Origin of the sequence: Natronoflexus pectinivorans (genome assembly GCF_004345615.1) — a bacterium.
GTDB classification, from domain to species: Bacteria; Bacteroidota; Bacteroidia; order Bacteroidales; family Marinilabiliaceae; genus Natronoflexus; species Natronoflexus pectinivorans.
Genome location: NZ_SLWK01000002.1, coordinates 400,499 through 422,262 on the forward strand (window position 1 = coordinate 400,499; position 21,764 = coordinate 422,262).

Sequence of the window (21,764 nt, forward strand, 5' to 3'; positions counted from 1 at the left end):
TTGAATAAAGCAGGTTAAGAGCCTTAAGCTACATAAACATGACTACATTTTTACCACCTTCACAGTTTTGCTGCTGCTGTCCTGCTTAATGGTTAGGATATAAACTCCACTTATCAATTGATGCCCAATTTCGATATGGTTAGATGCATAGCCACTTTCCACCATTACTCCATTTATCGAATATACCTGATACATGAAATTTCCGCTTTTTAAAATGGTGATTCCATTGTTGAAAGGGTTGGGGAAATATTGGAAATTGATATCCTCCTTGATTGTTTCTAAAGTTGTCGTATAATCTATCAGTTTTCCATACAGAGATGATGTTTGGATGATTTCCCTTGTTTGAGATTGACTTTCCCACTCAAGTTTTAATCGGGTTGTTTCTGCATTGTACTCTGACTCAATTCTGATTCTGTTTTTATGAAAAGGGACATGAGGCATCTCAATTCTAAATTCAGTTGCAGATGCAACTGTCCCGGTTTCAAGGATCAGTTTGTCATTAATCCATACTTTGGTGTTATCTGATGTTGTAAGGTATAAAGAGTATGGTTCTGCATATCTGGTTTCTAAGACTCCGGAAACTCTTAAAAGTCCGGAGCCAACTCCATCTATCACACCTCCTTCTATATTGACTTTATCAAGGAATTGACTAACCGGAATAGTTACTTCTTCATCTTCGAATAATGAGAGATTTAAGCCGTTCCCATTTCCTGGATGCTTTTGTTCAAGTTGGTAATAAGGAACAATGATTTTTCCATCATTGTCGCTATGAGCAAATACAAATGAAAGAACATTCTCATTTAATAATGCTGTTCTGTCGATCAGTCCTTCATTCATTCCAGTATTACTTTCGGAAACATCCAGTTCTGTCCAAGTTTGATAGTTTTCAGAAGCTGCAGCAAAATATATCCTGTAATTCCCACCAACAACATAAACGTTATCGTTTTCATCTACTGCAATTTCACTTCTGTTTCTTCCTGATGGCGCAATTAAGGTATTGTGCCAGTTCCCATCGTCATCAATAAATATGTGACGCAGAAATCCATGATTTATTCTGGCACCCCAAAAATCGTTGTTGTTTGGAAGATGATCCGGCATGTAAGATTGAAGGATATGGATTCGTCCTTTACTGTCAACAGCTTGAGACTCCTGATTAATAAGTCCTCTGTTCGTTCCGATATCCCAAATCTTTGTTCCCGGAGATGTTAGAGTAACAGGATTGGTGTTGACAGTTCCAATTTGAGTACCCTGAGCATTGTACCAGGTTCTTCCGTCGTCATCGCTGTATGCATAATAGACATCATGATTTGTCCGAGGATCAGGTGTTCGTCTCCAAATCCATGAAACATGCAGTCGTCCATTGGGATCGTAATTGATTCCATTGATGTATGCATTTTCATCGCTTGTAGTGCCATGAAGATATTCACCGATGTAGGTCCAGGTACCGGATTCTCCTGAATACTCCCAAAGGAATGAATCTCCGCTGCCACTCCAGCCTATTCTGCACTCGAATAAAAGGTCTCCATTGGGTTTTGAAAGGAATCTGGGGTAAGTTACATTGCCAACCGGATTGCCGGATATCAGGTAATTAATTCTTGGGCCAAAGGATGCTTCATTCCAGAGATGCTCATCAGGATTGTTTGCTAGACCTGGAACTGAGCGTTTATATCTTAGTTCGGTATTGTGGTGATCGTATGATAAATGAATGGTGCCGTCGTTTTCACATATTCCCATTGAAATCGTATAATGGTTATCCGCCACTCGACTTAGGCTCACGGTGTGATCTGTAAACTCTATAACCTCCCACTCTCCATCAGGAAGTTGCTTCCTTGCCAGGCATACTCTTGCAGCCCGGTTCCAATATGTCACATATTGATAACCATTGTAAGTCATTATGGCGTTTTGTTGAAACGAGGCAAAATTGGCTCCTTCAACTGATGTGGCTGCAACTTGCGTTACAACGTCGTATTGAAATTTAGAATGATTGATAAACAACTCGGTGTTTACAGTTAACTTATTATCCGGTGACAATTTTTCCGGAACATAACGTTGAGGTTCCACTCCATCAAGAATAAAACTCTCGCAATACAAAGTAAACTCATCACCATTCAGTGCCTCAGAGGAAATGTCATAAGTAATCCATATGTGATTATTACCTGCTATCAATGTGTGATCAAGTTGGATCTCAAATTCATCAGTTATTGATTCATCTTTTAGTTCAGCAATAAGTTGGGCTGTGTCAAACAGCTCAGATTTGCCTGTAGAGTAAACCCTGATATTGGTTATATTATTTTTATTTGAAGTACCTGCTGGATTTAGAACCAGCTCTGTTAAGCGCAATGGATTCTTTTGATATCTGGTTTGAATTTCCAATTTTAATACTGCGTTATTCTTTGAGTTGGCATTGATGTATCCAACTAACGGTTGGGAGTTGCTGCTTTGGTACTCCATCGGTGTAAACACCGAAGAAACAACATATGTGCCACCTTTAATTGTTCCGTGATATTTACTTGAGCCCAGATTGACAGCCTGACTGTTGTTTAAAAGATCAAAATTCCAATAACCCAACAACTGCTCTTCGCTTCCAACGTTATAGATTGTAAACTTATTCTCTTCTATTTGTTGAGTTGTTCTTGCGGCGTTCCAAACTCGAACTTCATCTATAGTGCCGTTAAATGCTCTGTTGTTTGCGTCACTGTCCCAGCCAATATATAGATTACCTGTTGAGTAATCGTAATTTTGATTGTTAACCTGTCTGGAATATTCATTTCCATTTAAGTAAATGGTGCTAGAAGTTGAAGTGACCACTGCAGCGACGTGTTGCCATTCTCCCGGTACTACTTCTATGTCAGTAAGGGTGCCATAATCGTTGCTTGCAACATTAGTCATTAATCGCAATTTTCCTGATCCCTGCCATCCTGACGCATATTGAATTCCACTCTGAGATATTCCCCTATGGTAGAATAACCCTGTATTATCCGCCTGGGTTGCTTCAGGTTTAATCCACATTTCAATGGTGTAGGGCAAATTGTTTAAGGGGAAACCTGAAATATTGATGTGACTATTATTTCCATTATCTCCGGAAAGTTGTAATGCATAATTGGTTCCATCTGCTTCGGAGACATTAATTGTATAAGTTCTTGATGTTTCGCCATCTGTTGCAGTAACCTCTATGTGAACAGTTGTCATTCCATTAGTCAGAGAGATGTTGCCATCTCCAGCCAAAGAAGCTTCTTGTATGTTTGTTTCAGCATCAATGTTAATTGATGTAGTACCTTTAGGAACAATCAAATTATATTGCGAAACTTCCGGGTCAAAGATGGGATCCAGAGCCCCTATCTCAGGTGTGATTTGAGCCAGGGTTGCATCTTTCGATTCATCAATTACAACCAATTGAATATTGTAACTTGAAGTTGTAATACCGTCTGCAGCTGTTACAATGAGTTCTATTTCAGCACTTCCACTTGAAACATCAATGATACCACTGTTTGGGTAGTGGATGTTAGCCCCATATATAACTGATGTTTCAGCAGATATGTTAACTGAGGTAGTGCCTGAAGGTAATTCTGCTGTGTAGTTAAATATTGAAGAGCTGAAATTTTCATTTATGCTGCCTGTGCTAAGAGAAATGCTCTTTAATGATGCATCTGTTAAGTCAACGTAAACAGCGCCATTTATGATCCCGTGTTTCTCATTATTTGTAAGATCGGTGACCTGAGGAGATGCATTATTGAAGTTCCAATAACCTATAATCCCATCTTCGCAACCTGTAAGGGTTTCGTTTTTATAATCGGATAGTTCTTGTGCTGATCTGGCAGTATTCCATATCCTGAATTCATTAACCAGACCTCTTAAAGTCCGATCATTTACAGCAGGATCCCACCCAAGATAAGTTGTTCCATTAAAGTTGAAATTTGTAAATGACCCTGTTTGTTCAAAAGGTACACCATTTAAGTACAGAGTCTTTGTGTTTTCGGTTATTACCAAAGCAACATGGTTCCACTCTCCTTTTAGCGGGTAATTAGGATGAAGTCCTGTACCGGAACTCCCGTTCCAGACTCCTTTAATTTTTTCAGTATCTCCCCATCTGTCATATTGTACTCCACTATTGTTATTTTCAGATTCCCTTGTGTACCATAATGTTGAGTAAAATGGTTGCATGGGGTCAGGCATGTACCACATTTCGATGGTAACCGGCAAGTTTTCTATATTTAATGGAGGAATAGCTACGTTGCTATGATTGCCATCATTTCCTCCTGGAAAGTAAATTGCCATTGGTGGCAATTTACCAACTGCATCAACTAATTTTATAGTTTTCACTTCTACAATATCAGGTTCACCCTGCGGGTTGTTTATGGTGCTCCATCTTTCAATGGCTGTTGCATCCTGATTCCTAAAATCAGCATTTTCAAATATTAGTACCGGTTCAGGCATGTTTCCTGTTTGTGCCCAAGTAGTGTAGGTTTTGGATACAGGATCAATTTCAATCCAAAAATGATATAGTGAACCTGAAACAACAGGAATATTTGTAATGTTGTTTTCGCCACTAAAAACTCCTCCATGGCGAACTTGAATGTTGTTGTAAAATGCTATTGCAGCTGAATAGTCACTCCAACTCTGAATTTCATCCTGAGATAGAACGAAAGCCGCATCATGGTTCCCATTTTCATTCTCGTCTATAAAAATCATCGATGCGTAAACGATGCTTTGACTGGTTATAGGTTCGGGAAACGCAGAACTTTCAAGAACCCTCTGAGCATTGATGTCGTTAATACCCCAGAGAAACAATAATAATATTGTAAGATTCAGAGTTAATTTCTTTGGTAATAGGCCATTCATAATAGTCTGTTTGTTTGTAAATAATTAAAAATGTTTAATAGTGTGAAATTAGGCAGGCTTTTGGGAAAGGATTTGCATAAAATTTAAATAGGCTATTAATTATTTGAAATAGCTTACACAACATCCCAATTAATTCGCAAGTGTGAATGGATATTGTTTTTGATGGCACATCAAATTTGTGTTATTGATTGTGTTTTTTGTTATATCCAGTATCGATTTCAAATACTATTTTTGAAATGTTAAAAACTATAAAATTGTGTGCTACAGTATTTATTAAAAAGCATTTATTTAAATTTTTAAAATAATCATCATAATATGAGAAGTCTTTCTTTAGTGTTTTTAGGGTTAGCAATTATATTTATTGCCTTTGGTTGTTCTGATGATAAGGACTCCAAATCGTTGCCGGTTGTTGCTGCGATGGAGGTTGATCATATATCCAAATCTTCGGCTACAGTTTTAGCTCAAATAATCTCAACCGGCGGTTCTTCTGTTATGAGTTATGGCGTTTGCCTGGATGTTAATCCTTCACCCGATATAGATAATTTGTATGTGGAAGGTTCAGGAAAAAGTCCTGATGGAATTTTTTCTGTTGAGATCACTTCACTGAAAAGCGGGACAGAGTACTTTGTCCGGGCATTTGCTATTAATGAAGTAGGCATAGCATACAGCGATGATGTAAGCTTTATTACAGACAAAAGTCCTACAAGTAAGATTTTAATCAAAGATGTTACTGATGTTTCATATACATCTGCCAGGGTTATTTCTGCCGTAAAAGTAAATGAAGGTTTTGATTTGGAAGAGTATGGCATAGTATGGGATTTTAACACAACACCTGACATGGAATCTAATAAAGTGGAGGGTGAGGAGATAGACCAGGACGGTTCCTTTATTGTTGATTTATCCGATCTTGAAAGTGGAAAGACATATTATGTGCGGGTTTATGCGATTATTGATGCAGAAGTAATTTATGGAGAGGAATACTCTTTTAATACTCTTGAAACAGAAGTAGCAAAAATTGGACAATCAGAAATTATAGAAGTTGCTGCCAATTCTATAAAGATTAGAGCTTTAATAGAAGATGATATGGGCACATCCGTTATTTCAAGGGGCGTTTGCTGGAATACAACTGGTATGCCTGAGATAGACGATTCATTTGTTGAGGATGAGGATGGTGGTATCGGAGAGTTTGTCACAACAGTAAGCGGCTTAAATAGCTCTACAACTTATTATTTCCGTGCTTTTGCTATCAACAGCACAGGCGTCAGTTATGGTGAAGAAATGGTAGTTGAAACAGACGCTGCTGAACTGGCCCGGGTTTTTGCTGGAGGAATTGAGAGCCAAACAGGTATCACTGCCAACTATTTAGGACGTGTTCCAAATGATGGAGGTTCACCTGTTACCAGCCGCGGAGTATCCTGGAGCAAAGAACCCAATCCTACAATAGAGTACAATCATATAATAGAAGGTGAAGGAACTGGAACTTATCGAACAAGAATTGAGTGGCTTGAACCGAATACAAAATACTATGTAAGAGGTTTTGCCATCAATGGGGAAGGAATCGCGTATGGCCCTGAAATAACCTTCACTACTAATAAAGCAAATGTTACCTATACTTTACACCGATCAGCTAACCCAACGGCAGATGAGTTGGATGCATACGAGCGGATCACAGTTGCTATGGATGAGGCATTATATTATTATAATAAGTATACTGCTTTTGAAAAGCATCTAAATGTATATTATAATCCCGATGTTCCAACAGCTGATGGTAACTTTAACGGAACCATTCGCTTTGGGAACAAAAATACCATGCAAAAGGTAACTGCTATGCATGAAATTGCTCATACTGTAGGGGTAGGAACAACAAATCATTGGAGGAGTAACCTGATTGTTGGAGGGGTGTACCAAGGTGCTAATGCCACATCGATGCTAAGATATCTTACAGGAAATGCAACTGCAAGACTAAATGGAGATGCTGCTCATTTTTGGCCTTATGGGTTGAATTTTTATCATGAGTACAGTTCGGAGCAGGATCTTATAAACCATTGTAAAATAGTTTATTCTATGACTTTGGATGGTCTTGGTAACTGGTAATTTAATATCACAAATTATGACTTGCACTCATGGAAACAGCAATATTCTATTAGAGTTATATAATTGAAGAAACGTTTAACCAGAAACTTAAATATATTTTTTCAAATGAATAAACATTACTATTCCATAGGAGAAGGTTTATTATCAAAACTTATTTCCTTAGATAAACTGGTATCAGTCAGAAACAGACTTAGACTGGTTTTTGCTATCCCGGTGTTTTTGCTGATGTTCTCGACCATGGCCATTACTCCTGAAGTCGTTGAATTTCTTGAGAATGAAAACCGGGTTTTGGATCAACCTTATGAGCTGCATATTACTGCGGATGAAAATCCTTTAGTTAATAGCACAATCTCTTTAAATCATGTGGATGGTTGGGTTTTCTTTTTAAATATTAAACCTTCTGTTGTAAATGAAAATTATATCGACAATATTTTAGTCAATGGTGAACCTTTTCAGCATGGAGTAAACGGTCGTATCGGTATTTATGCTCATGGAGCTGTGCTAATGCCTCACGGATCAGGTTTTCGGCCATTGACGGTTTTCACTGAAGAAGGATTTGAAGGCGAATCACGTGAGTTGGATTTGCACACCTACCACAACAATTTAGGTGATTTCAACAATGAGATTCGGTCATTTATTCTTAAAAGAGGGTATCAGGCAACATTTGCTGTTAATTCTGATGGTTTAGGTTATAGTCGGGTTTTTATCGCCGATCAGGAAGATGTTGAAATCGATGTTATGCCTGAACTATTAAATGGAACAGTTTCATTTGTTCGGGTATTTCGTCATCAATGGGTCAGTAAAAAAGGATGGGCCGGTTGGAATATGGATGAAGTTAGAAGAACAAATTCGACCTGGTATTATGACTGGGGAGCAGGAGGGAACACTTCATTGGATTATGAATATGTACCCAACAAGCATAATGCTGGTTGGCCAGGTTGGAATGAAATTAATAACAAGCAGAACATCTCCCATTTGATGGGATTCAATGAGCCAGATCGTCCCGATCAGGCTAATATGACTTTTGATGCTGCTTTGGCCATGTGGCCTGAATATATGAAGTCCGGACTCCGAATTGGTTCCCCGGCAACTTCTGATCCCTTTAACAACTGGTCTCTATTTAATTTTATTGACAAATGTGATGAGCTTGACTATCGAGTTGACTTTGTTGTTATACATGCATATTGGGGCGGAATGACCCCAAGACAATGGTACGACAGGCTTCTTCATGTACATGAGCGCACAGGAGGTCGTCCAATTTGGATCAAGGAGTGGAACAACGGAGCCAACTGGACCAATGAGTGGTGGCCTGAATCCTGGGAAGATAAGTTGCAGAAACAATTAAACGATTTGCAAGGAATTCTTAATGTTCTTGATACCACTTCTTTTGTTGAAAGATATTCTATTTATAGCTGGGTAGAGGCGCATCGTGAGATGTTCCAGAATGGAGAGTTTACACCTGCAGGTGCATATTATGCCAGTACGACACCTCCTATAGGATATAATTCAGCTTTTGAAGTTATTCCAAGCTGGTCGTACCGTAAGCCTGAATTGTCAGGAAGACATTTAACCTTGTCCAACAGCATTAGTTTGTCGTGGACTGATCCCAATGGTGATTTATCTCAATCCTATATTATTGAGAAGAAAACCGGGAATGGCAGCTTTGAAGTAATTTATAATTCCAGTGATGTTTCGGTTCGAACATTTGCTGACCCTGTGGATCCAAATGTTTCAGGGATTACAACTTATCGTCTGGGTTTAGAGTCTATGTTTGGGGGGTATGTTTATTCCAATGAATATTCTTTCTATCAAACAGAGGGAGACCAACAAATTCAGGCAGGAAAATTTCCTGTTAACAACCCTGATTGGTCAAGAGTGATATTCGCCGAAAGATTTTCTGAAAATCCGATGGTTTTGTTGGGAGCTCCATCTTTTCAAAACGTTGTAGCATATTCAACCAGGGTCAATTCGGCTTCTGTAAATTCATTTAATTTCCGTTTGCATCCATGGAATTACATCAGCAATCCAAATTTCAATTCAATTGATCAATTATCTACCATAGCATTGGTTGCAGGTAATTATAATTTTGGAGGATTAAAAGCCGAAACCAAAGCTGTTACAGGAGTTACTCAGGATTGGGTGGCAGTAACATTTGATGAGTCCTTTGAGACAGTTCCAGCTGTGTTCTGTACACAGGTGTCCAACAGTAACAATTTCGCGACAGTTGTAGCGGTAAGGAATATTACCACTGAGGGATTTGAGGTTGCCATCAGAAAAGAGGAAGGAGTTACTTCCAATGTGTTTGGAGAGCGGATTAATTATCTGGCTATTGAAACCGGTACCGGAGAAGTTGATGGCAAAAGAATCACTGTTGGACGCTCAGAAGAAGGTTCAGGAATAACATCTCAACCTGTTAATATAACCTTTGATAATACATATTCGGAGCCTGGGGTTTTTGCAGGCTTGCAATCAACAAATAATCCATTTGCATCTGTTGTAAGGCATCATAACCTTCAGGCCGGATCGGTGAATTTGTTACGACAAAGGGAGATGTCCGGTGCTATAGTGCCTATCCAATCCGATGTATTGGCATGGATGATCATCGATTTTGCTGCCGATCAGTCAACCAGTATTGGAGGAATCCAAAACTCTAACAGCCTAAAGATTTTCCCAAATCCCACAAGAGGAGTTTTGTTTTTGAATATTGATCAACCTGCAAAAATAGAGGTTGTAGATATGTTTGGAAGGTTACAGATTGAAACAGTTGCGATAAACCAGATAGATGTGAGTTCATTGCCATCAGGATTTTATATTCTGAAAGTAGAGGATCATCAACCTGTCAGGTTTTTAAAGCAATAATTTGAAGGTGTTAATTTTTTCAGCCGGGTAGTTCAATTTAATTGGATTACCCGGCTTTTTTTTAACTACTATTGAATTTTTGAAATGTTATAATCGAATTTGTGCTAATATTTAACGGAAGGTTTTAATCATTTTTAACAGTCTGTATTTTTATTTTTGTTTAAATATCAATCAGATAATCAGGGTGGTGTAATTTTTTTAGATTAGTGTTAAAGTTTGTGTTTTGCTGTGGTTGTTTTATATGAAATTCCATTTTGGTTTATTATTTTTATGCTTTCAACTTATACTATCCCATCATTCTTTGGTCTTTAATTGAATTCGCCTTTTATTTCATTACCCAAGATTTTTAAAAATTAGATCCGATTTTACACTCTGCTCTAATTGTATAAAAGTGTTATGTACTTGAAATCATTCAGATATATTATCAGATGGTTGTGTTAATTTGATTTCGGTGCATATTTAATGATCATGAAATGAGGTTGTTGTGACGCTTGTCGAATTTCTTATAGTTTATGTTGATTTATTGCAAAACATATAGAATATGAGAAAATATATTTGTAGTGTTAAAAAAGATTTTTTTTAACACTTATTTCAAAAGAGTCATAATTACTGTAAAGAATGTCCTTCCTATCACCCAATATCACAGAAGTCTGTTTATTGTATTTATCATCATACTTTAATTAAATTTTAATATTAAGATGAAGCAAAGAATTTGGAAACGAAATTCTCGTTATGTCATAACGGCTTTCTTTTTTCTGGCAGGAATGCTTGCGATGGTTTCCTGCGAGGATGATTACCTATATACCGAAAAGGAACCAGAGTGGCTTGGTGAGAGTATCTATGATTATCTGGCAGAGGATGGTAATTTCAATTATTATCTGCGGATTATTGATGATGTTGGGTACGCTGAGGTGATGAAGCGCACAGGCAGTAAAACCGTGTTTGCTGCCAATGATGAAGCGTTTGAGAGGTTTTTTCAGGGTAATCCTTGGGGTGTTACCCGCTATGAAGAACTTTCGTTAGCTCAAAAGAATATATTACTTAACTTTAGTTCCATTGATAATGCCTACCTAATTGAAACATTGGCTAACTTCTATGGCAGCGGACAGCTAAACAGAGGAACCGCTTTACGTCGTGCTTCGTCTATTTCAGTTCTTGATACTGTAGGTTTTGAATCTGGAGCACAATTACCTGACGGACCACACTGGGATTCATTCCGCCAATCGGGTCTTTATCTTGTAAAAGATGATTCTCCATGGCCGCTTGTTCATTTTCTCGACAGACCTTTGCGCAGAGCTGGTATCAGCGACAGCGATTTCGAATTAATTACTGGTGTTCAAAGAAGTGGGGATGACGCATTTATCTTTGATAGCAGAATTATTGAAAGGGACATCACCTGTAAAAACGGATACATTCATATTTTGGAGGAGGTTCTTGTTCCCAGAGTAAATATGGCACAACACATTGCAGAAAATGAGCGTACCACAATTTTTTCTAGTTTACTTGAGCGGTTTAGTGCTCCTTATCCTGCCATGGATTTAACTGATAATTATCGCCAGATTAACCCCGGATTTAACGATACCATATACACAAAAGAGTATTTCAGTCTGGTAGGAGGACGAATTCAATATCCGGATTTTACTATGATTAGTGATCAATACTGGTTGCCTTTTAATCCCGGTTGGAATAGTTATCAAAATCCTACCTCCGCAGGATTACAGGCTGATATGGGTGCCATTTTCGTACCTACTGATGAAACAATGGAGTTTTATTTTAACAGTGGGAGTGGTGCCATACTGAAAGATCGTTATGGAAGCTGGGAAAATGTTCCTGATGACATAGCCGCATTGTTACTCAGAAGACATATGCGAACCTCTTTTCTTGAATCGGTACCTGCTCGTTTTCATCGGTTGAGAGATGCAGAGAACTCTCCGATTCCTATTTCAACTTCTGATATTGAGAGTGCTTATGTAGGGGTTAATGGAGTCGTATATCACACGAGCAATGTGTATCCTCCAGATGATTTTATCTCTATATACGGTCCGGTTTTGTTTAGTGAAGACACGAGAGTATTCAATTGGGGAATCCGTCAAAATGACTTCCGACTCTATTTGAACTCCCTGGTTTCACGTTATAGCTTTTTTGTACCAACCGATGAGTTTTTTGAGAATTACATTGATCCGTATGCCTTTGGAATGGACCAAAAAGCGGCACTTAAATTTTGGTATAATACCGAAACAGAGGCTGTAAATGCCACTGTTTATGAGTACGACCCATTTAATCAAACAATTGGAGACTCTTTGAGAGTTATTACGACCTCTGCATTTTTAGCAAATCGTTTGCTTGACCTGCTCGATTCTCATATTGTTATTGGCGATGTTGAGTCCGGTGCTCGTTATTACAGGACGAAAGGGAATAATACCATACGTATTCAGGGTGCTGGCGAGAACTTAACAATTCAAGGTGGTGGTGATATCGAAAATGGTGCCATCGTAAATGTTACAGAGGTCTACAATCAGGAGAATGGACGTACATATTTTATTGATAAGCCAATTCAAACGCCACTTAGATCTGTTTATGCTATATTAAGCGAAACACCTGAGTTTAACGAGTTTTTTAATCTCATGTCTGGTTTTCCTCCCCCTGCTACATCGCAGGATCCGGATAGACGTATTTTTGTAACAGGGAATAACTTTTTTGGCATTGATTTTTCAACAAGATTCTTCAATACTTTCCACTATACAGTTTATGTTCCCACAAATGATGCGGTTAATGATGCCATAGAGCAGGGATTAATATCTCCATGGATCAGTAGACCGGGCATTCAGGGAATTGAAGATATGGATGAAGGACCTGCACGTCAGGCAGCCATTGATCAACTTGAAAGATTTATCAGATATCATTTTCAGGATAATTCACTTTTCATAGGAGGTCAAGCTTTCACAGGGTTATTTCAAACCTCTACCATTAAACTTGATGATGAAGAGACTCTTTTTAGAACCTATCAAGATAAATATTATCGTGTTAGAGCTCAAAGTAGTGGGGAAGACCTTGTTCTTACCACGGAAATAGAAGAGAATATAGATGTGGTAAGTGCCAGAGTTAGAACCGATAGTGGTCTTTATAACATCATGGCCAGGGATTATATTTTTAATTCAAACCCAGGAAATGTTGTGAATCTCGAAAGTGCTCTTTATACCAATTCGTCTATAACAACTTCCTCAACAGCTGTAATACATCAAATTGATAATGTGTTAAGGTTTGAATAAGATAAGGTTGTCATGGTTAGAGTAAAGATAAACGGCATGAAAAGTGGGAAAAATTATCCCACATCACATCGAGAATGGAATTTATTTTAATAGGGTTTATCCCTGGTAAATATATAATTATAATCAGATGAAGATTAATTTTTCAGCATTAACATTCATACTTTGCATGCTTTTTCTCTGCGGAGATTATATGCAAGCTCAGGAAAGCAATGTAGTGGTTCAGGGAACTGTTACTTCGGCCACCGATGGTGAAACTCTTATAGGAGTAAATGTTATCGAGATCGATAACACCAATAGGATGGTAGGTGCCACGGTAACAGATTTAAATGGGCGGTATCTGCTTGTTGTTCGAAACCCACAGAACCGTCTTGTTTTTAGTTTTATATCTTTTGTTAGTCAATCCATAGAAGTTGGCGATCAGCGACGAATTGATGTTCAACTGCAAGAGGAGATTCAGGAGTTGATGGATGTTACCATTACTGCAGAACGTACGTACTCAGACGGGGCTTTTGCGATTCCTCAACGAGAGATTTCCATGGCAATGTCTACAATTAGTTCCCAAGCGTTTGAGGGAGTTCAGGTAACATCCTTGGATGATGCACTACAGGGACGTGTTCCCGGTTTTGATATTGTAGGTTCCTCCGGTGACCCCGGAAGTGGCTCAACCATGCGAATTAGAGGGACTGCTTCCATTAATGCCAATGCGCAACCATTGATTGTATTAAATGGTATACCATATGAACAACCAGTCGATCCAAGTTTTGACTTCTCAAGTGCCAATGAGGAGCAATTTGCAAACATGTTGAGTATTAATCCGGATGATATCGAAGAGATCACTGTGTTAAGAGATGCTGCTTCAACAGCCATTTGGGGTTCTCGTGGAGCCAATGGGGTTTTACAAATTAAAACCAAGGAAGGAACCAGAGGTCCCACCAGGGTTCAGTACTCTTATCGTTTGTCACGCGCCACCATTCCTCAAGGCATCAAGATGCTTACGGGGGATGACTATACCATGATGATACGACAGGCTTATTTTAACCCGTTTCAAAATGAAACGGCAGCGAATATTCCTGAATTGATGTATGACCCTACATTTCCTGAATACCAGAATTTTAACAATAATGTAAACTGGTTTGATGAGGTTACCAGAACCGGTTACAAACATGATCATTATATTACTCTGACCGGTGGAGGTGAACGCGCTCGGTTTAGGGTTTCCGGGGGGTTCTTGGAAGAACAAGGTACTGTAATCGGAAATAGTTTAAGCAGGATATCTTCACGTGCTTATCTTGATTACGCCGTTTCTGACAGGATCCGATTCATATCGGAGTTCTCGTTTACATATACAGACCATGATCGTCCCTGGCGTGTAAATAACGACGCACCTACAATTCTGGATTTGGCCTACCGTAAAATGCCAAACGTTAGTGTTTACCAGCAGGATTTACAAGGAAATAGCACCAATATTTATTACAATATTTCCAGAGATTCTGATTTGCATGCTGCTCAGAGAGATATGTTTAATCCCGTGGCCATAGCTAATTTGGCTACCAATAACGTGCAGAATTATAGAATTCTGCCAACATTCCGTTTGCAGTACGATATGCTGCCCAGGACTGACAGGCAGATGTTGCGTTATAACATGTATGTCTCTTTTGATGTGAATAACGACAAAGTATCAAGATTCTTGCCGGCCGAAGCATCCAATCTGGTTTGGAACAATGAGATGGTAAATCTTGCCGACCATAACGATTCTGAGAATGTTACAGTCTATACCGACCATAATATTTCCTGGCAGCCCAACATAGCAAATCCCAACCATTTCTTGTTGCTTTATGGTTCTGTTCAGGCCACAACCGGAAGTAATATGAGGCACAGAAACGCAACTGCTAATTTACCTTCAGGACAAATCGTGGATGCATCCGCTTTGGGTTTTATTAATGACTTTCACACAGATCGATACAGTTACAGATCAAATGCATTGCTTTTGAGAGGACACTATTCCTACATGTCCAGATATATTTTGAGTGCAGTATTCAGGCGTGATGGAAGCACCAAGTTTGGCGATAACTACAAATATGGAAATTTCCCCGGCGTATCTGCAAAATGGATCATTTCTGATGAAAGGTTTATGGATTTTTCAAATAACTGGTTAAGCATGTTGGCGGTTCGACCCAGTTGGGGTATTACCGGAAACCAACCCGCCCATGAATATCTTCATTTCAGTCGCTATGCTCCTTATGGAAGTTATATGGATATGAGTGCTACCCGTCCATCAACATTACAGCTTTCAGATTTGAGATGGGAAACCACCACTTCATTAAACTATGGATTTGATTTGGGATTTCTTAATGACAGATTCAATCTTAAATTGGATCTTTATGATCAGAGAACGGAGGATTTGTTAATGAAAGACTTGTCAATTCCTTCATCCTCAGGTCATGGTCTAATTCCTTGGCAGAATGTTGGAACCATGGATAACAAAGGTTGGGAGATAGAAATGTGGACCAGCAATGCCATACGTGCCAATGACTGGACCATTGACTTTAACTTCAACATAGCTAATTTTGTTAATACCATTGTTGAGCTTAGAGATGATATCCTGGATAATTATAATTCTGATTTCAATTTTGAAAATGGTAGTTACCTGACGCGTGTTCAGGAAGGTAATCCGTTTGGATCAATTTATGGATTCCGTTTTAAGGGAGTTTACCAATACGATGAGTATATTCCAGGAGTTCAGGAGAGTGCACCTGTTGCTCGCGATAGAAATGGAAATGTCATTGTGGATGCCAATGGTGATCCGTTGCCAATGATGTTCGCATACGGCCGCAGTAACCAATACCAGTTTAGAGGAGGAGATGCCATTTATGAAGACATAAATAATGATGGTTCAATAGATGAATTGGATATCGTTTATCTTGGAGATTCCAACCCCGATTTTAGTGGTGGATTTGGAGCCACCGTACGTTTTAGAAACTGGAGAATGACCCCGTTTTTTAACTTTCGTGTAGGTCATAAAATTGTGAATCACGCCAAGATGCATGCTGAGAATATGCATTCAAATAACAACCAGAGTACTGCCGTGAACTGGCGTTGGCGTAAAGATGGTGATGAAACCGATATCCCAAGAGCACTTTTTAATCATGGATACAATTGGTTAGGAAGTGACCGTTTCGTAGAGGATGGTTCATTCTTAAGATTTCGCCACCTCACCATTAATTATTCAGTGCCGAGCAATAAACTAAACTATTTCCAACAACTTAGTTTTTATCTGACTGTAAACAACCTTTATGTATGGACCAATTATTCCGGTGTGGATCCTGAGGTAGGGACAGATTGGAGGGGAATTGCTGTTGACAGGTCAAGTACACCTCGATCTAAAGATTTTACCATAGGTGTGACGGCTATTTTTTAACCGTGAGTTAGAAATATTATCAGCCGGATTTTCTTAATGACATCTGGCGAAGCTTAGATTGAAAAACAAATTGAATAATATATGAGCATGAGAGAGTGTCGCAACAAGAATAGAATGAATTCCGATTATGCAAGAACTTATGTCCATAGTATTCTGTCAATGAATAAATTAAATTATATTCTAATGAAAAAGATATTTTCAATAGTGATGATGACCGGATTGATCTTTGTTTTTTCCGGTTGTGATGACTGGCTGGACATCAAGCCTGAAGGCGAAGTGGTTTTAGAGGATTTCTGGCAAGATGAAAGTCACGTAATGCAGGTTTTGGCCGCATGTTATCAGTCCTTGACTGAATATGGAGCAATGGAAAGCATGCTGATGTGGGGAGAGGTGCGTTCAGACAATATTATGCCTGGAAGCTTGCCACAAGATGGTGGCGCTGCTACAGATATGTTGAGAATGATGAATTTTGATATCATTCCTAATAATCGATATGCTCAATGGGGTGCCTTTTATACTACTATTAACTATTGCAATACATTCTTGCACTTTGCTCCCGAAGTCGTTAGACGTGACGAGAATTTTACGGAAAATCGGTTACGCGCTCTTACAGCCGAGGTGTTAACAATCAGAGCATTGTCCTATTTTTATTTGGTTCGTGCTTTTCGTGATGTACCGTGGATAGAGGTACCAAGTATCGATGATGATCAGGATTATCGCGTGCCTAAATCACCAGAAGATGAAATACTTGATAACCTGGAAGAGGATCTCAGATATGCCTTAATTTATGCGAGAGAGACTTTTGAAACCAATCGTCATACTAAGGGGCGTGTTACAAGAAACGCTATTCGTGCACTGTTGGTTGATATTTATCTGTGGCGCGAAAAGTATGAAGAGAGTGTAGCCATGGCTGATGCCATCATCAATGATTCTCAGTTCAGCCTCGTTCCCGGTGAGACTCTGTTACAGCAAGTGTTTTACACCGGAAATTCCACTGAATCCATATTTGAGTTACAATTTGATACTGATAACCGTTTTAACCAAGTTATTTACGATTATTATGGGGGAAGCGGACGTACCATAGGGCATTGGCAACTTAATTATAACTTGGTCAGTCCCACTAATACTTTCCGAATTTTCAACCGACCTAATTCCGGGAATGTGATTGAGAGTGTAGATGACATCCGTAAAAAGGACTTTGTCAGAACCATGGTTGATATGGTTTTCCCTTTCAAGTATGTAGGCTTGCGAACTGAAAGCGCCAGCGGAGTCAGTTCATATTTTTACAGGTCTAATACCGCGAACTGGATATTTTATCGCCTTTCAGACATCAAGCTGATGAAGGCTGAAGCTCTGATCCAAATGGGAGAGGGGCATTTTTCTGAAGCTATGGAATTGATTAATGCTGTTTATATGCGTTCCAATATTGAGGAAGATCAACAACCACTTTTGCTTGATCATTATAATTCAAGGTTGGAATTGGAGGGATTGTTATACAGAGAGCGTCAGCGTGAACTGATGTTCGAAGGGAAGCGTTATTTTGATTTGCTGCGTATTGCACGTCGGGAGAATAATCCCGGATCGCTGCTAAATGTGGTAGCACGCAAAGTTACCTCTCTTCCTACGGATAAACTGTCGTCCATGGATGCGCTCTATCTTCCTATTCACATCAATGAATTAAGGAACAACCGGGCTTTGGAACAAAACCCCTATTATTTGTTAAGTGATCAATCTATCAACTGGTAAATAAAATATTATGGATAGAAAAAATATTTTTAATCAAAAAAGAAACATACTCAAAGTAATGAATGTGTTGACGAAATCGCTGGCTGTTATCATGTTGGTTTTGTCGGTTGGTTTCTTTAGTGGTTGCAATGATGATGATATTGGTGAAAACTACTACACTTTTCGAGGCGAAACAATTGGTCAGTATATTGAGGCGCGTCCTGAGAGATTTTCTGAATTTGAAAAAATGCTGGAGTTATCCGGTGTAATGGGATTGTTAAATGCCTATGGAAGATACACGGTTTTTTTACCGGAAAACGATGCCATGCTTGCGTTGTATAGTTCCAGAGGAAAATCTTCTGTAGAAGATTTTCCGGTTGATACAATTCGCAGAATTGTACATGATCACATCATTAGAAACTTTGAGGTTCCATCTATGGAGTTCACAGCAGGAACTCTTCCATATCTAACCATGACTGGTCGATCATTAAACATCCAAATCCAGAGTACAAATGGAGGATATAATTTTGTTGTGAACGAACTTTCTGTTATTCGTAATCGTGATATAGCTGCTCATAATGGTATTATACATGTTATAGATAAAGTTATAGAGCCCAGTGATCTGACCGTGGTTGAAGCCTTTTCACAGGATGATCAATTTTCTCTTATGTATCAAGCTCTGATTGAAACTGAGCTTTACCAGGAATTGCTGAAGATAAGAGATGAGGATTATGTTATTCCGGCCGAATATGCGGATTTACCAGTGACTAATAACATTGGAAGTTTAAATGTTGTTCCCCAGGAAAGATTATATGGTTTTACCATTTTCGCAGTTAGTGATGATACATTTGCCGAACATGGGATAAACTCTTTGGAAGATATGGCTGCCTATGCAGCAACTGTTTATGACAGAATGTATCCCAATGATTCCGGTATTGAAGACATCACAAACAGGAGAAATAGTTTGAACAGGTTTATTGCATATCACTTGGTGAACAAAAAGCTTCCACGACATTTATTGATCGAAGCATACGACAATACCGGTTCGAATCCAACGGAAAGTCATTCTGTTAAATCTGTAGATATGTTTGAGTACATTGAACCAATGGCTCCAAACACATTGTTGGAAGTGAGGACTTTAAGGGATAATAATGAATACGATGTGTTCAATATGATCCCGTCTTCCGGACAAGCGGTTCGTTTGGTTCGTGATAATGTTGATAATGACGCATTAAACGGTGTTTATCATGAAATTGACGGTATTTTGATCTATAATGAGGAAGTTGAGCAGATGCTATCCAGCAAGAGAATTAGAATGAATTCCGCCAGTTTTTTCCCTGAATTAACTAATAACAATATCCGAGTGGGTAATAGAAGAGGAGGTTATCCATCGGAAAGATATTATTTCCCTAGAAATTATATCGAACGCGTTGATGTTTCTGAAACAACTGAATTTGGATATTTTAACTCTGATGACCGGTTTGTTAATTATCAGGGAGATGAAGTTTTTCTTATTGGAATGTATGAGTTTACCATCGTTACCCCACCTGTTCCACCCGGAACTTATGAAGTTCGATTTGGATTTGTAGCAACAGGTAACAGAGGTGCTGCTCAGTTGTATTGGAACGGGATTCCCAGCGGTATTCCTTTGGACTTGTCCAGAAATGCAGGACATGCATCAATAGGTTACATTCCACCGGGCAGCGATCCTAACGATCCTGAGGGTTTTGAGAATGACCGGATGATGCGTAACCGCGGGTATATGAAAGCTCCTGCCAGTTTCAGGGTCATCAACGGAACATGGTATGGACATTCAACTCAGTCTGCACGCCAGGGTCCATCTGCATTAAGAAGAATACTTGGCATTTATACTTTTGACGAGGCAAAAAACCATGAGTTTACTGTGCGTGCGGCACGTTCGGGAGAATTTATGTTCGATTATCTAGAATTTGTTCCCGTGGAGGTGTTGGAATTTGAGGATATTTATTAAACGTGGATTATAATCTTTTATATATGAAAAGGACAGTATTATATCGCATTTTTAGCGTAATAATTCTGGTCATGACCTTGGTGTTAACAAGCTGTAATGATTCATGGGATGATCATTACTCAAAATCAACCAAAGTTGTTTCCGATCAGACTTTATACGCGTATATCAATTCAAAACCTGAACTAAGCACTTTTGCAGAAATGCTGCGCATTTCCGGGTATGATAAAGTAATTAATTCAGATCAGACCTATACTGTATGGGCACCAAACAATGCTTCACTGGAAGGTGTAGATTTGCAAAATGAAGATTTGGTAGTAGAAATTGTTCGAAACCATATAGCCAGAAGCATTTTTTCTACTTCTGGAGTGATGTTAAGCAGAGTGAGTATGCTTAACGGAAAGTATGTTACATTTATTCGGGAAGAGGCAGGATTTAGCTTTGGGCGAATGCTATTAAGTGAAGGGAATACCTTGTTGAAGAATGGATTGTTACATGTTATTGATGGGTACGTTCCATATACCAATAACATTTGGGAGCATATTGGCAGGACATCAGGGTTAGATTCTTTACGTAGCTTTCTCTATGGGCAAGATCGATTTGTATTTGATCCTGTTAATAGCGTTGAGATTGGTTATAATGAAGACGACCAGCCTATTTATGATTCAATTTTTGTTTACCGAAATCTGGTTTTAGATCGTCTTGGCCACATTAATGATGAGGATAGTATATATACAGCACTTCTTCCAAACAACGATGCGTGGAATGAGGCCTATGAGAAAATTCGTCCCTATTTCAATATCCCGGATGTTTTTGGTGGGGCAGGAAGAGCCCGTTTTATTACACAATTTACCATTATTCAGGATTTGTTTTACAGAGGGGTGTATGAGAGTCCGGAGGCAATGCCGTATTTGACATCTACCAATGGAAATACTATGTATAATCCGGCTGGTTTGTTTTCGAATACTGTTGCGCAGGAGTTGAGTAATGGTTGGGTTTATCAAACTGCTTCCATACAGATTTCAGACACAGCTTCATGGTTTAAACCAATTTTGGTTGAAGCAGAAATTCCTCAAGGACGCACCAATGCAAACAGCAGCATACTTCAACGCAATAGCCAAGGTTCAGGGTTTGATATATCTGACGACAGGTACATTGTTGTAGAGCCCACCGGCTTGAGTAACGTTGCTCAACCATCAGTGACCTTTCAAATTCCAAATACTTTATCTGCTACTTATAATATTTATGTAGTTTTTGTACCGGAAGCAATTGTAAATCCAAACAGTCCAAGGCCAAATAAAGCAAATTTCACCTTGGTATCCATTAATACAACCACAGGTCGTATTCGAAGGAATCCAATCACACCTTCAAACAATGTGACAGATGCGCATGAAGTAACAAGGATGCATTTGGGCGAATTTACCTTTGATTTTGCTAATGTAGTTGATCAGGAGTATCCTTCTGTCCCTGTTGTATTGGAAGTAACCAATGCTGTCCGAACCGATGAGACTGCTGAGTATAGCAGAACAATGCGTATCGATTGTATCATTTTAGAACCCGTAATTGAGTAAGG

At 38.9% G+C, this 21,764-nt stretch carries 8 protein-coding genes; 7 read left to right on the forward strand and 1 reads right to left on the reverse strand.

The annotated features are described in order from the left end of the window. Positions 1 to 42 precede the first annotated feature (42 nt). On the reverse strand, positions 43 to 4,839 hold the full coding sequence (locus EV194_RS05010) for a BNR-4 repeat-containing protein (protein ID WP_132432699.1): 4,797 nt from the start codon (positions 4,837 to 4,839) through the stop codon (positions 43 to 45). A gap of 315 nt (positions 4,840 to 5,154) precedes the next feature. Here EV194_RS05010 and EV194_RS05015 point away from each other — a divergent pair, with 315 nt between their 5' ends. From EV194_RS05015 to EV194_RS05045, 7 genes are all read left to right on the forward strand, one after another. Further along, the gene (locus tag EV194_RS05015; protein WP_132432701.1) at positions 5,155 to 6,933 is read left to right on the forward strand and encodes a hypothetical protein; all 1,779 of its coding nucleotides are present in this window, start codon (positions 5,155 to 5,157) and stop codon (positions 6,931 to 6,933) included. Positions 6,934 to 7,038: 105 nt separating this feature from the next. Beyond that, positions 7,039 to 9,792, forward strand: coding sequence for a glycosyl hydrolase (locus tag EV194_RS05020; RefSeq protein ID WP_132432703.1), 2,754 nt, complete (start codon positions 7,039 to 7,041; stop codon positions 9,790 to 9,792). 698 nt (positions 9,793 to 10,490) lie between these two features. Further along, the gene (locus EV194_RS05025; RefSeq protein WP_132432705.1) at positions 10,491 to 13,061 is read left to right on the forward strand and encodes a fasciclin domain-containing protein; all 2,571 of its coding nucleotides are present in this window, start codon (positions 10,491 to 10,493) and stop codon (positions 13,059 to 13,061) included. Between the two features lie 127 nt (positions 13,062 to 13,188). Next, positions 13,189 to 16,479 (forward strand): SusC/RagA family TonB-linked outer membrane protein, encoded by a 3,291-nt coding sequence (locus EV194_RS05030; protein WP_207915911.1) that lies wholly within the window; start codon positions 13,189 to 13,191, stop codon positions 16,477 to 16,479. Between the two features lie 183 nt (positions 16,480 to 16,662). Continuing rightward, on the forward strand, positions 16,663 to 18,225 hold the full coding sequence (locus EV194_RS05035; RefSeq protein ID WP_165921803.1) for a RagB/SusD family nutrient uptake outer membrane protein: 1,563 nt from the start codon (positions 16,663 to 16,665) through the stop codon (positions 18,223 to 18,225). Between the two features lie 10 nt (positions 18,226 to 18,235). Further along, positions 18,236 to 20,194 (forward strand): fasciclin domain-containing protein, encoded by a 1,959-nt coding sequence (locus EV194_RS05040; protein WP_132432709.1) that lies wholly within the window; start codon positions 18,236 to 18,238, stop codon positions 20,192 to 20,194. A gap of 23 nt (positions 20,195 to 20,217) precedes the next feature. Then, entirely contained in the window at positions 20,218 to 21,762 is a 1,545-nt protein-coding gene (locus EV194_RS05045) for a fasciclin domain-containing protein (protein WP_132432711.1), read from the forward strand. Positions 21,763 to 21,764: the final 2 nt, after the last annotated feature.

Bases quoted from the DNA above. Each gene is read 5' to 3' on its own strand.
- EV194_RS05010 (WP_132432699.1), bottom strand. From the start codon at position 4,839: ATGAATGGCCTATTACCAAAGAAATTAACTCTGAATCTTACAATATTA.
- EV194_RS05015 (WP_132432701.1), top strand. From the start codon at position 5,155: ATGAGAAGTCTTTCTTTAGTGTTTTTAGGGTTAGCAATTATATTTATT.
- EV194_RS05020 (WP_132432703.1), top strand. From the start codon at position 7,039: ATGAATAAACATTACTATTCCATAGGAGAAGGTTTATTATCAAAACTT.
- EV194_RS05025 (WP_132432705.1), top strand. From the start codon at position 10,491: ATGAAGCAAAGAATTTGGAAACGAAATTCTCGTTATGTCATAACGGCT.
- EV194_RS05030 (WP_207915911.1), top strand. From the start codon at position 13,189: ATGAAGATTAATTTTTCAGCATTAACATTCATACTTTGCATGCTTTTT.
- EV194_RS05035 (WP_165921803.1), top strand. From the start codon at position 16,663: ATGAAAAAGATATTTTCAATAGTGATGATGACCGGATTGATCTTTGTT.
- EV194_RS05040 (WP_132432709.1), top strand. From the start codon at position 18,236: ATGGATAGAAAAAATATTTTTAATCAAAAAAGAAACATACTCAAAGTA.
- EV194_RS05045 (WP_132432711.1), top strand. From the start codon at position 20,218: ATGAAAAGGACAGTATTATATCGCATTTTTAGCGTAATAATTCTGGTC.